The organism is Paracoccus amoyensis, from assembly GCF_014490725.1.
Taxonomy (GTDB): domain Bacteria; phylum Pseudomonadota; class Alphaproteobacteria; order Rhodobacterales; family Rhodobacteraceae; genus Paracoccus; species Paracoccus amoyensis.
Genome location: NZ_JACOQL010000005.1, coordinates 82141 through 94601, shown reverse-complemented (window position 1 = coordinate 94601; position 12461 = coordinate 82141). Strand labels below are relative to the sequence as shown.

The window sequence follows — 12461 nt, the reverse complement described above, 5'->3', positions numbered from 1 at the left end:
CATCAAACAGTCTGCCCTGTCAAAAGCGCATCGCGGCTTATGGGCAGAAAATATCGTTCGTGAGGCCGAAAATCATCAACGACAGCACGGCGGCCATACCAATCGCGGTCAACAGATTCAGAATGCGATCCGACGGCGGACGGCCGGTTACGGCTTCCCAAGTATAGAACATCAAATGCCCGCCATCCAAAACCGGGATCGGCAGCAGGTTCAGAAAGCCGATCGCGGCTGACAAAACGGCGATCCACCACAGGAAATTCGCCCCGCCCGCAGACGCAGCCTGTCCCGTGCTTTCGGCAATGGAAATCGCGCCGCCCAGATTGCAGGTGCCGATCTGTCCCGAGATCATCGCCCACATCCCTGAGAGGGACGATACGATAATGCTCCAGGTCTGACCCACACCCAGCCAAAGCGCCTCGATCGGTCCCGCCGTGCGCATCTGCGGCGCGAAGAAGCTGTCGCCCCCCGTCACGCCGATCAGCCAGCGGCGCTCATACCCGCCGTTATCGGCGGGCAGATCCTGCATCTTGGCAACAAGCGTGTAATCGGCCGTCCCCTGGCCGGGACGCCAGACGGTCAGCGACAGGGGCTTGCCTTCAGCCGTTTCGACCGCGTCGCGCATCTGGGTAAAGCGGGTGACGGGCTGGCCGTCGATGGCCAGAACCACATCCCCCGCCCGCAGCCCCGCATCGGCCGCCGCGCTGCGCGGCGCGATCCCGCTGATGCGGGCGGGCATGGGGTCGGGCCCGGCCACGGTGATTTCTGCGCCATCACGAATCACGGTCCAGTTCTGCTGCGACGCGACCGGCAGCTGTTGCGCGGCAGAGCCCAGATCGCGCCAGCTTTCCACGGCATAGGGGCCGACTGCCGTGATCTGGTCGCCTGTTTGCAAGTCATTGATGATGCCCGGCGGCGCTTCGTCGATTTGCCCGATCACAACATCCGATGCAGGCAGCCCTTGGACCAATGCAAAGCCGCCGAACACAAGGATCGACAGGATGAAATTGAATACCGGCCCTGCCAGCAAGGTCGCGAAACGTGCCCAAAGCGGTGCGCCGGTCAGCGTTTGCCGACGCAGGGACGGATCGACCGCACGGCCGGTGCCTGCACTGGCGGCGTTGCTGTCGCCCAAAAACTTGACATAACCGCCCAACGGGATCGCGGCGACCTGCCATAACGTTCCGCGCTTGTCCCGCCGCGCGAACAGGCGCGGCCCGAAGCCGATCGAAAACACCTCGGCCCGGATGCCCGACAGGCGTCCAATGATATAGTGCCCGTATTCGTGAACCGTGACGATCACCGCCAAAGCCACGATAAAGGCCGCCAGCGTCCACAGCGTGCCGCCAAATTGCGGGATCAGTTGGGTCATATTGCGGCCTCCTGCCGTGCGGCACGGTCCCATTGCAGGACGGTATCCAGATCATGGGGATCAGCCGAAAAGCCGGATTGCGCGGACAGTGCTGACAATGTGCTTTCGACACGTGGCGCCATATCGGTAAACGCCATGCGTCCGGCAATGAAATCATCCAGCGCCTGTTCCTTGGCCGCGTTGAACACCGCGCCCGCCATGCCACCGGCCTGCATCACCTCTCGCGCAAGGCGCAGGGCGGGCCAGCGGGTTTCATCGGGTTCGCGGAAGGTCAGACGACCCAGGGCCGCAAGATCCAAATCCGCGACCGGCAGCACGCCGCGATTTGGCCAGTTCAGCGCATATCCGATGGCATGGCGCATGTCGGGTGCGCCCATATGCGCAATCGTGCCGCCGTCGATATGACTGACCATCGCGTGAATGATCGATTCGGGATGAACGATCACCTTGATCTGATCAGGGCGTAGGCCGAAAAGCTCTTTCGCTTCGATGACCTCCAGCGCCTTGTTGAACATCGAGGCGCTGTCGATTGTAATGCGCTGTCCCATGGCCCAGTTCGGATGGGTCGATGCCTCGGCCACGGTCGCTGCGGCCAGACGTTCCAGCGGCCAGTCCCGAAACGCGCCGCCCGAGGCCGTGATTGTCACCGATTTGACGCTGTCTATATTTTCGCCGCCAAGCGCCTGAAAAACTGCGGAATGTTCGGAATCAACAGGCAAGATCGTTGCCGACTGTCCCGCTGCAGCGTTGCGCAGCAAGGGGCCGGCACAAACCAGGGATTCTTTGTTCGCCAGCGCCAGAATGTTCCCGCGCCGAAGCGAGGCCAAGCCGGGCGCCAACCCGGCCGCGCCGACGATTGCGGATAAAACCCAATCGGCGGGACGTTGCGCAGCCTCGATCAACGCGGCAGGGCCGGCGGCGGCCTCAACTCCGCTGCCGGCCAGTGCGTCGCGCAACTGACCCAGCAGGTCGTCATGTGCGGTCACCGCAATCTGGGCCTGCAGATCGCGCGCCATTTGGGCCAGCCGGGCGATGTTACGCCCCCCCGTCAGCGCAACGACCTGAAAGGCCCCGCTGCCCATTTCGCGCTGGATCAAATCAACACAGTTGGCCCCGACCGAACCGGTCGCACCGAAGATGGAAATACGTCGCATGGATCAGCTCACTACGGGTAGCTTGGCTACAAGTCCAATCAACATGGTGGCAAGCACTGCGCCCGTCACTGCGTCAAAACGATCCATGAAGCCGCCATGGCCCGGGATCAGGTTGGAACTGTCCTTGACCCCCGCCCGACGTTTCAGCCAGCTTTCCGCGATATCACCAAGCTGACCAGCAAAGCAGACAAAAGGCGAAACCCAGATCAACGCCGGGTCGCCATGCCCGGTCATATACAGAACCCAGCCAAAAATCAGCGCGCCAATCCAGCCAGCAACGGTGCCCGACCACGTTTTTTTCGGGCTGACCGCCGGCCAGAATTTGGGACCACCGATGATACGGCCCGCGAAGTAACCCAGGGTGTCCGAAATGATGACGATTCCCATCAACCACAACACGAATGGCAGGCCATAGGTCTCGCGGAATCCAACCAGACCATAGGCAACCAGCATGATCGCCGCGCCGAAGATGGCATAGGTCCAGCGATCCCGGCGGGCAGCACCGGGCAAACCCGCGATGATCGGCAAAAGCAGGATCAACCACGAGCCGGGGAAATCAAATAACAGGGCCGCCGCCTGCGACAGCCCCGCGATCAGGGCAAGCGCCAGCGAACGCCAGCGTCCGAAAGGTCCGGGGTGAAAAGTCGGGTTTGGCCAGCCCGTCATCGCAGCCAGCTCCCAGAAGGTGATGGCGGATATAAGCGCCATCCCAAGACGCAGCCACACGCCACTGGCAAACGCCAGCAGAACACCAATCGCAATCAGCACCACGGTCGACGCGACGCGACGCGACAGATCCCCCCATTTTCCCGAAGTTGTCTCCCCGCCTGTTGTCATACGCCCCCGAAACGGCGATCCCGAAGGCCGAAGCGATCCAGAATTTCGGCAAGACGATCCGGCGTAAAATCGGGCCACAGCGTCGGGGTGAATTCATATTCGGCATAAGCCGCCTGCCATGGCAGGAAATTTGAGGTCCGCGTTTCGCCCGATGTGCGGATCACAAGATCCGGGTCGGGTTGCCCCGCCGTATCCAGACACGCGGCGAAATCCGCCTCGGTCGGGTCAGTAACTTCGCCGCTGGCGATTTTCTTCGCCAGTCGCGCGGTTGCGCGGGTAATTTCGTCGCGGCCGCCATAGTTGATCGCGACGGTCAGATTAAGACGGGTATTACCGGCCGTCCGCGCCTCGATCGAACTCATCAAAGCCTGTAGCTTGGCATCCAGACGTTCGCGCCCACCGATAAAGCGCATCCGCACGCCTTCGGCCGCCATACCTTGCGCTTCATACTGGATATAACGGCGGAAAATCTTCATCAGGCCAAGGACTTCCTCGGTCGACCGCTTCCAGTTTTCGGTGGAAAAGGCATAGACGGTCAGCCAGTTCACCCCCATATCGGGACAGGCGCGAACGATCTGCTTGACCCGTTCGGCACCACGTCGGTGGCCGACAAGACGCGGCCAGCCGCGTTCGGTCGCCCAGCGACCATTGCCGTCCATGATGATCGCCACATGGCGGGGCCGCTGTTCGGGACTACCCGACACCAGTGCCTGTGCGGTTTCAGCGGCCATCACACCCTCAGACTTGCATAATTTCGGCCTGTTTGGCCTCTAACGCCTGATCGACATTGCCGATCATCTTGTCCGTCAGTTCCTGAACTGCCGTTTCCCAGAATTTTTGATCATCTTCGGGCATGCCGTTACTTTTGCCCTTCTTGATCTGATCCATGCCATCGCGGCGCACGTTGCGGACCGCAACACGGGCGCTTTCGGCGTATTGTGCGGCAACCTTGGTCAGTTCGCGGCGGCGTTCTTCGTTCAGCTCGGGGATCGGCAACATGATGATGGTGCCGTTCAGCTGTGGGTTGATGCCCAGACCGCTTTCGCGAATGGCCTTTTCAACCTTGCCGACCATGGCCTTGTCCCAGACGTTGATCGTCACCATGCGCGGTTCAGGCACGTTGACGGTGCCCAGTTGGTTGATCGGGGTCATCTGGCCATAAGCGTCGACCTGAACCGGATCGACCATCGACGCCGAGGCGCGGCCCGTACGAAGTGAACTGAATTCATGGCGCAGACTTTCCATCGCGCCTTTCATCCGCCGCTCCAGATCGTCGATGTCGATTTCGATATCCTCTGCCATTCGGGCTGCCTCTGATATGCTTTTGCTTGTTTGTAACCGGATTGCATATGCATGGCAAAGCCTTTGCCCGCAACATATGCTATCCGTTAAGCGTCAAATCGCTTAGTTTGTCGCCTCGGATGGCCAGCCGACATCGCCCGGCCACCCTGCCAGATCACTTCCGCGTCAATTGTGGACGCGCGTATAGGTGCCGCGACCTTCAAGAATCGTTCTGAACCCACCCGGTTCATCCAGCGAGAAGACGATGATTGGCAGTTTATTGTCGCGTGCCAACGCGATCGCCGACGCATCCATCACGCCCAGATGCTTCTGCAGCACCTCGTCATAGCTGACATCGCCGTAACGTTTGGCATCGGGGAACTTGTTCGGATCCTTGTCATAGACGCCGTCCACCTTGGTGCCTTTGAAAATCACTTCGCAGTTCATCTCATTCGCACGCAGCGTCGCCGCGGTATCGGTGGTGAAATACGGGTTGCCCGTCCCGGCTGCGAAAATCACGATGCGCTTTTTCTCAAGGTGGCGAATGGCGCGGCGGCGGATATAGGGTTCACAAACTTCATCCATGCGAATGGCGCTGATGACGCGGCAATGATGGCCCAACGCTTCCAGCGCCGATTGCATCGCCAGCGCGTTCATCACCGTCGCCAGCATCCCCATATAGTCGGCTGTCGTCCGCTCCATCCCCTGTGCGCTGCCCTGCAGACCACGGAAGATGTTGCCGCCCCCGATGACCATACAGACCTCGACGCCCATCTTGGCGACCGAATCAACTTCGTTCGCAATCCGCGCGACGGTGGGCGGATGAAGGCCGAAACCCTGATTGCCCATCAACGCCTCGCCCGATATTTTCAGCATTACGCGGCCATATTGCGTGGGCGCCGTGCCCTTGTCGTCGGTCATGTGGTGTCCTTCTTTGCCAAGGGGGTCGCTTTCATCGCAGCGCAAAATGTCGCAAAAGACCCGCGTGTTCAACCGTCAGCAAGGGCAACCGCTGTGATCCGAGTGGATGAAATCGACGCCAGCCGCCATCTGCTGATCGCCGGGCCGACCGCCAGTGGCAAATCGGCGCTGGCGTTGGCCGTGGCGCAAGCGCAGGGCGGGCTGATCGTGAACGCAGATGCGCTGCAGATCTGGTCGTGCTGGCGCGTGCTGACCGCCAGGCCTTCGGCACAGGATGAAGCCCTGGCACCGCATGCACTTTATGGTCATGTCACACCAGATCGCAGCTATTCCGTGGGCGATTGGCTGAAGGAGGTGCAGGCGCTGATGGGGCAGCGCCTGATTATCGTCGGTGGGACGGGGCTGTATCTGACCGCGCTGACGCAAGGGCTGGCCTATGTGCCTCCGGTCCCGGCCGAGATACGGGCCGAAGGTAACGCCCTACTGCGCCAGCCCGATGGTCTGACACAGATGGTCAACGCGCTGGATAGGCTGACGAAGGATCGCATTGACCTGCTGAACCCCGCCCGCGTCCAGCGCGCATGGGAGGTATTGCGCGCCACAGGCCGCGGTTTGGCCGAATGGCAGGCAGATACGCCCCCCCCACTGATCGGACCCGCGGACAGCCAGCGCGTCCTGATCACGACCGACCGTGACTGGCTGGCGACCCGGATCGCAAGACGCTTCGAGATGATGATGGCACAAGGCGCACTGGATGAGATTCGCGCGGTATTGCCCGACTGGGACCCGGCACAGCAATGGGCCCGCGCCATCGGGGCACCAGAATTGACGGCCCACCTTCGCGGCGAAACGAATCTGGAAACCGCAACGGAACTGGCCATCATCGCGACCCGCCAATATGCCAAATCGCAGCGGATCTGGTTTCGGGGCCGAATGAAGAACTGGCAACAATCACCAGTGATTTCGGGCAACAATTCCCAATCTGATTAATACAGGTAAGCATACCATCTATTGAATGCCTCACGTATATCGGCAATAATTCGCCTATATATTCTACACGTGAAGGCATGATTCGTGTCGCTGCATGAACGCCCAAACTGGAGCCATGTTTTTCCGTTTTCGCCCAGCCGTTTACGGGCAATAAACCATTTCCGATCGACTATTGAAAACCCTTCCGATACCAGCAATGCGGACGTCAATGCTCCGCAGATACCCGATGGCCATTCGCTGAATTCCGCCGACCTGTTGTCCCCATTGTTGCAGCCAGCGCCGTCGAATAGCCGGCCGGCAGAAAAGCTGACGCGACGACCCGTCGCGCGGGCCGGGCGTCCAGTCGCGCGGCAGACCGGCCTGCGCCTTTTACCGCTAGAGGCGTTTATCTGGGGCAGCGTTGCCGTTCCCCCACAACCCCGCACACGGCCCGATCACACGCTGATCTGGGTGACCCAAGGACGGATGCAAGTCGACTTTCCTCGCCGCCACCAGATCATGCGGGCGGGCGATCTGCGACTGATCCCGGCGGGCACGGCCTTTGCCGCCCTGCCCGGCCCGAATGCCTGTGGGCATGTCGCCCTGATTTCGGTGGCCTTGGCTGCCCATGCCAGCCCGCCCTTGCCTGATCGCGGGCTGTCCGCGCATATCGGCCAGCATGGTCCCCGATTTCTGGCAACGCTGAATGATCTTGCGGTCGAAGCTCGTTCGCCCGAGTCTGCAACGATTGCCTGTCTGATGAACCTGCTGGCGCTGCGGTTGGGCCAGCTTGATCCAGAACGACGCAGAACGCAGGCCCAATCCCCCCCACAGCCAGACCGTCCCCTGGTGGAACGCTTCATCGCGTTGGCGTCGCAATCCCTGGGATGTTGTGATCTGGTCGCTGATATGGCGCAGAAGCTAGGCACGACGACAGCGATATTGGACCGATCCTGCATCGCGGCACGCGGACAACGCGCGATACAGCTGGTCTATCAGTTACGTCTGGAACGAGCAGTTGACCTGTTGCGCAACACCGAACAGCCGCCGGCACGCATCGCAACTGAACTTGGTTATACCAGTCACGCGCATTTCACGCGTGCCTTTGTCGCGGCGACCGGACGCGTGCCCGAAATCTTTCGCGCTCAGTCCCGCTGATCTTCGTCGGCATCTTCACGACGACCGCGAAAGCCCGTTGCGACCACGAATTTCTCAGAGGAATCGCTGCGGCTTGCAGGTGGCTTCACATTGGCGACCTTGTCGAAATTGCGTTTCAGCATTGCCTGCATTTCGGTTTCTGCGCCCCCTGCCAGAACCTTGGCGACGAATGTTCCGCCCGGCTCCAACACGTCAAAGGCCAGCGCGGCGGCAGCCTCGACCAAAGCAACGATGCGAATGTGGTCGGTGCCTTTGTGTCCCGATGACGCGGCGGCCATGTCAGACATCACCACATCCGCCGGGCCGCCCAGCCATTCCTTGACCTGCATATCCGCGCCCTCGGCCAGAAAATCCAGCTGATGGATTTCCGCACCCGCAATCGGATCGACCTCTTGCAGGTCGATGCCCAGAACCTTGCCGACCCGCTTGCCCGACTTCTCGCCCAATGCGTTTACCCGCGCGACCGCAATCTGACACCAGCCGCCCGGCGCACAGCCAAGATCGACGACCCGCGCGCCCGGAACCAGAAAACGGTATTTGTCATCCAGTTCCAGGATCTTATAGGCCGCCCGCCCGCGATATCCGTCACGCTTTGCGCGGGCCACATAGGGATCGTTCAACTGCCGCTCCAGCCACAGCTTGCTGGACAGCTTGCGGCCTCTGGCGGTCTTGACCCGCACTTTCAGATCGCGCTGCCCGCGCCCGCTGGACTTGCCTTCGCGGCTGGTTGGTCCCTTTGTCATCATGCCACTCCGTTCAGTCCTTCAGGCGTCAGCACTCCATCGCGCACCATCTGGGAATAAAGCAACCCCTCTCGCAGGCCGCGATCCGCGACGGACAGCTTGTCTGTCGGCCAGACACGCATCAGCGTTTGCAGGATCGCCGCACCCGACATGATCAACGCATGCCGTTCGCGCCCGATGCGCGGATCGCTGCGCCGTCCATCGGGGCCAAGTTGCAGATAGGAGTGAATCACCCGGTCGATCTGATCGCTGGTCATCTCCAACCCGTCGACCTTGGTTCGGTCATAGCGACGCAGACCAAGAAAACTGGCCGCAACGGTCGTGACCGTTCCCGATGTGCCGATGATCTGGAACCCTTCATCCGGCGAACCTTGCTGATAGGGCGAAAAGCCCGACAGCATTTCCTCGAAATACCAGCTCATCAGGGCAAAGCGGCCCTGATCGTCCTCGACATCCGCAAACTGATCGCGCAGCGTGGCAACGCCCAAAGGAACGCTGATCCAGTCCACCACCCGCGCGCCCCCAGGAACCGGGTTTGAAAAGCCTTCGGACAAACGCATGATCGCACGCGGACGCTCTTTCGGTTCGACATCTTCAAGGTCGATCCAGACAAGTTCGGTCGATCCGCCGCCGATATCGACAACCATCAGGGTTTCGGTCTTGTGGCTGACCAGCGGCGCACAGGAAATAACGGCAAGACGGGCTTCCTCTTCGGCGCCGATCACCTCGACCGGCAGGCCGGTTTCACGGCGGATCGTGCGCAGGAAATCGCGGCTGTTGCGTGCACGGCGGCACGCCTCGGTCGCGACCAGACGCATGTTTCCGACGTGATGCTGTTCCAGCTTGCGCCGACAGACCTGAAGCGCGTGAACGGTGCGCGCCATCGAACCGCGAGACAAGCGCCCCGAAGCTTCCAGCCCCAAACCAAGCTGAACAGGCTTGGAGAAGCTGTCGATCACCTGAAACTGACTGCCGCGCGGTCGCGCAATCAGCATCCGGCACGAATTTGTACCAAGGTCTAGCGCAGCATAAAGCTGCCCCTCCTCGGCGGTGCGGGTGGAAGACGGCTCAACCGTTTTTTTCGGGAACGCGTCCGCACCCGCAGGACGCTTGGGCGCCATGATACGCCCTCCGATGACAAGTTAATCAAAAGGTAGCTTGCCACCCCCACGCAATCAAGGGGCGCACAGTGCGATTGATACGAGAAATTGCCCGCGCTAAGACTGGGGAAAGAAAACCGATGCGGCTTTCGCGCCGGCCAATGATTCGCGAGACAAGAACGAGACAAGAAAGAGGGTTATCCGATGCAACTTGCCAACCGCATTGCTACAGGGGTCAATCTGCGCAACGTCGGCCTGACGCTGGGCGCAGTCGCGCTGCTGACACTGGCCGCCAAAACTCAGGTGCCCTTCTGGCCTGTCCCGATGACGTTGCAATCACTGGCTGTCATGGTTCTGGCGATCGTGATGGGGCCGCGCATGGCGCTGGTCGCGATCATGACCTACATGGCCGCGGGCGCCGCGGGCTTGCCAGTATTCGCAGGAACGCCAGCGAAGGGGATCGGCCTTGCCTATATGATGGGCCCGACCGGCGGCTTTCTGGTGGGCTTCGTTCTGGCAACCATCGTGACCGGCACCCTGGGTCAGGGTCGCGGAATGGTTGGTCGCACGCTGGCCATGCTGGCTGGCACCGCGCTGATCTATGCGGCGGGTCTGGCATGGCTGGCAACCTTTGTTCCGGCGGACAAACTGCTGGCCGCAGGGTTCCTGCCCTTCGTGCCCGGCGATATCTGCAAGATCGTCATTGGCGTGCTGCTGGTCGAAGGCTTCAACCGCGTTCGCGACGCCCGCAACTGATCAAAAGCCCCGTTTTGACGGAATAAAGCGCGGGCCCCTGTGGTCCGTGCTTTTTTTGTGCGTATGGATGAAGGCTATGCCGCTGACGATACTGACAGGTCCCGTCGCCCCCTTGGGTGACACAGATCGGCTGAGCGGCATCGCCAAAACGCCAGTCACCGCCCCGCTTTGGCTTGGCGCCGAGGGATTTGCCGGCGACGCCCAGGCTGATCGCCGCGTGCATGGGGGCATTGAAAAGGCGGTGCATCATTATCCGTTTGATCACTATGCCGACTGGCGCAGCGATCTGGGCGATCCGCCCATTTTGGATCACGCAGGTGCATTCGGCGAAAACATTTCGACCACAGGCATGACCGAAGAAAATGTCGCGGTTGGCGATGTCTTTCAACTGGGTGACGCGCTGGTGCAGGTATCACAGGGGCGCCAGCCCTGCTGGAAGCTGAACTATCGGTTCGGTGTCAACGATATGGCGCGACGGGTGCAGAATACCGGACGGACAGGTTGGTATTATCGCGTTCTTCAACCTGGCATGGTCCGTGTCGGCGACGACTTGCTACGAATTGATCGTCTGGCACCCGACTGGACGCTGCGGCGGCTGTGGCATGTGATGTATGTTGACCGGCTCAACCTGGATCTCCTGGCTGAAATCGCGGCACTTGATGTGCTGGCGGATGGTTGGCGGCGCTACGCCCGACGGCGTCTGGAAAGCGGGCGGGTCGAAGACTGGCGCCCAAGGCTGGAGGGATAATGGACGACACAGCAAAAGCACCCCTGATCATTTCGATCCAAAGTCAGGTCGTGCATGGCCATGTCGGCAATTCCGCCGCAGTCTTTCCGATGCAGGCGGCAGGGCTGGAGGTGGCCGCGATCCCGACGGTAATCTTTTCCAATACGCCCGATTACCCGACTTTGCGCGGCGCACCCGTGCCCGCCGATCTGTTCGCCGATCTGCTGTTGGGCGCAGAGGAACGCGGTCTGCCACAGCGCGCGATCTGGATCATGACCGGCTATATCGGCTCGGTCGAGGTGGCCGAGCTGACGGCCGATTTCGTCGCCCGCTGCAAACAGGCCAACCCGACGTTGCGCTATCTGTGCGACCCGGTCATGGGTGATCATGGTCCGGGACTATATGTCCCTGCCGAACTTGCCCGCCTGATGCGCGACCGGCTTTTGCCGATGGCCGATCTGGCAACGCCCAATTCGTTTGAACTGGGGCATTTGACCCGCAGACAGATCAGGACGCTGGCCGATGTGCAGGCCGCTGCCACGGATTTGAACCTGTCCGCAGGTGCTGATCTGATCGCCACAGGCTGCATTCTGGAAGATACCCCGGCAGGCCAGTTGGAAAGCATCATCGTTGGCCCGACCGGCACGACACGCCTGCCAACCCCCTATATCCCCGTCGCGCTACCCGGCACTGGCGATCTGTTCGCAGGCTTGGTCATGGCGGGTCGGGGCAAGAATCGAAGCCTGACCGACGCGGTTGCCTTTGCCCAAAAGCTGACGGGTATGGCGCTTGCCCACGCAGCACAGGTCGGCGCGAATGAAATTGTGCTGTATGAGCCGAATTTTCGGCAAGAATTGCTGCGGATATGAGCCTGCGTCCGACCTTTCCCAACCCTCTTTGGCGCTGCATCATGGCACCGCAATTGCAGGAGTAATTGAATGAACATCGGTGCAACGCTTGATCGCGCAATCGAGCAGCGGGTTCGCGACAGCTTTGACCAGCAAGGTTTGATGGCCCTTCTGGGCGCGCAAATGGTGGGCGTTACTGTCGGCCAGGTTGTCATTCGCCTGCCGTTCCGGGCGGAAGTCACCCAGCATCATGGCTATTTCCACGCCGGCGGCACCAGTGCGATCGCAGATACGGCCGGTGGATACGCAGCCTATACTATGTTTCCCGACGATTCCTCGGTCCTGACGGTCGAATTCAAACTGAACCTGCTGAACCCCGGTCAAGGTGACTACCTAGAGGCAATCGGACGTGTCGTGAAACCGGGCCGCACGTTGACGGTTTGCCAGCTAGACGTTTGGGGCGTATTCGATGATCGACGCATCCATGTTGCCACGGGCGTGCAGACGCTGATCCGCGTGCAATCGCGTTGACGCAGCACAACGTCGCGGTCGTGACACCGGAAAGACGTTAGCGTAAACAACGAGCAATCAAATTGTC

14 protein-coding genes are annotated in these 12461 nt (G+C 60.8%); 6 read left to right on the top strand and 8 right to left on the bottom strand.

What is annotated here, in order from left to right:
• Positions 1–37: 37 nt before the first annotated feature.
• The 6 genes from rseP to pyrH form a co-directional block, all read right to left on the bottom strand.
• The gene (gene rseP / locus H4P12_RS15910; RefSeq protein WP_187794663.1) at positions 38–1369 is read right to left on the bottom strand and encodes an RIP metalloprotease RseP; all 1332 of its coding nucleotides are present in this window, start codon (positions 1367–1369) and stop codon (positions 38–40) included.
• Complete coding sequence (dxr, locus tag H4P12_RS15905; RefSeq protein ID WP_187794662.1) at positions 1366–2523, bottom strand: 1-deoxy-D-xylulose-5-phosphate reductoisomerase; 1158 nt, start codon at positions 2521–2523, stop codon at positions 1366–1368. Before dxr ends, rseP begins: the two co-directional genes overlap by 4 nt.
• A 3-nt stretch (positions 2524–2526) precedes the next feature.
• Complete coding sequence (locus H4P12_RS15900) at positions 2527–3360, bottom strand: phosphatidate cytidylyltransferase (RefSeq protein WP_187794661.1); 834 nt, start codon at positions 3358–3360, stop codon at positions 2527–2529.
• Entirely contained in the window at positions 3357–4091 is a 735-nt protein-coding gene (gene uppS / locus H4P12_RS15895; protein ID WP_187794660.1) for a polyprenyl diphosphate synthase, read from the bottom strand. Before uppS ends, H4P12_RS15900 begins: the two co-directional genes overlap by 4 nt.
• Before the next feature lie 7 nt (positions 4092–4098).
• Entirely contained in the window at positions 4099–4662 is a 564-nt protein-coding gene (gene frr / locus H4P12_RS15890) for a ribosome recycling factor (RefSeq protein WP_187794659.1), read from the bottom strand.
• Positions 4663–4827: 165 nt separating this feature from the next.
• Positions 4828–5562, bottom strand: a complete 735-nt coding sequence (pyrH, locus tag H4P12_RS15885) for a UMP kinase (protein ID WP_187794658.1) — start codon at positions 5560–5562, stop codon at positions 4828–4830.
• 93 nt (positions 5563–5655) lie between these two features.
• Between pyrH and miaA the strand changes: the two genes are divergently transcribed.
• Both miaA and H4P12_RS15875 read left to right on the top strand, forming a co-directional pair.
• Complete coding sequence (miaA, locus tag H4P12_RS15880) at positions 5656–6552, top strand: tRNA (adenosine(37)-N6)-dimethylallyltransferase MiaA (RefSeq protein ID WP_343069846.1); 897 nt, start codon at positions 5656–5658, stop codon at positions 6550–6552.
• A 465-nt stretch (positions 6553–7017) separates the two neighbouring features.
• Entirely contained in the window at positions 7018–7689 is a 672-nt protein-coding gene (locus H4P12_RS15875; protein ID WP_187794656.1) for a helix-turn-helix domain-containing protein, read from the top strand.
• Here H4P12_RS15875 and H4P12_RS15870 read toward each other — a convergent pair.
• Both H4P12_RS15870 and H4P12_RS15865 read right to left on the bottom strand, forming a co-directional pair.
• The gene (locus H4P12_RS15870; RefSeq protein ID WP_187794655.1) at positions 7677–8432 is read right to left on the bottom strand and encodes an RlmE family RNA methyltransferase; all 756 of its coding nucleotides are present in this window, start codon (positions 8430–8432) and stop codon (positions 7677–7679) included. The genes H4P12_RS15875 and H4P12_RS15870 overlap by 13 nt on opposite strands.
• Positions 8432–9553 (bottom strand): Ppx/GppA phosphatase family protein, encoded by a 1122-nt coding sequence (locus H4P12_RS15865; RefSeq protein WP_187794654.1) that lies wholly within the window; start codon positions 9551–9553, stop codon positions 8432–8434. The genes H4P12_RS15870 and H4P12_RS15865 overlap by 1 nt, the downstream gene beginning before the upstream one ends.
• A 183-nt stretch (positions 9554–9736) precedes the next feature.
• Between H4P12_RS15865 and H4P12_RS15860 the strand changes: the two genes are divergently transcribed.
• The 4 genes from H4P12_RS15860 (at position 9737) to H4P12_RS15845 (ending at position 12394) form a co-directional block, all read left to right on the top strand.
• The gene (locus H4P12_RS15860; protein ID WP_187794653.1) at positions 9737–10288 is read left to right on the top strand and encodes a biotin transporter BioY; all 552 of its coding nucleotides are present in this window, start codon (positions 9737–9739) and stop codon (positions 10286–10288) included.
• Positions 10289–10364: 76 nt separating this feature from the next.
• Positions 10365–11036: an MOSC domain-containing protein gene (locus tag H4P12_RS15855; protein WP_223115845.1), complete on the top strand. Its 672-nt coding sequence runs from the start codon at positions 10365–10367 to the stop codon at positions 11034–11036.
• Positions 11036–11884 (top strand): pyridoxal kinase, encoded by an 849-nt coding sequence (gene pdxY, locus H4P12_RS15850; RefSeq protein WP_187794651.1) that lies wholly within the window; start codon positions 11036–11038, stop codon positions 11882–11884. Before H4P12_RS15855 ends, pdxY begins: the two co-directional genes overlap by 1 nt.
• A gap of 69 nt (positions 11885–11953) precedes the next feature.
• The gene (locus H4P12_RS15845) at positions 11954–12394 is read left to right on the top strand and encodes a PaaI family thioesterase (RefSeq protein WP_187794650.1); all 441 of its coding nucleotides are present in this window, start codon (positions 11954–11956) and stop codon (positions 12392–12394) included.
• Positions 12395–12461 lie beyond the last annotated feature (67 nt).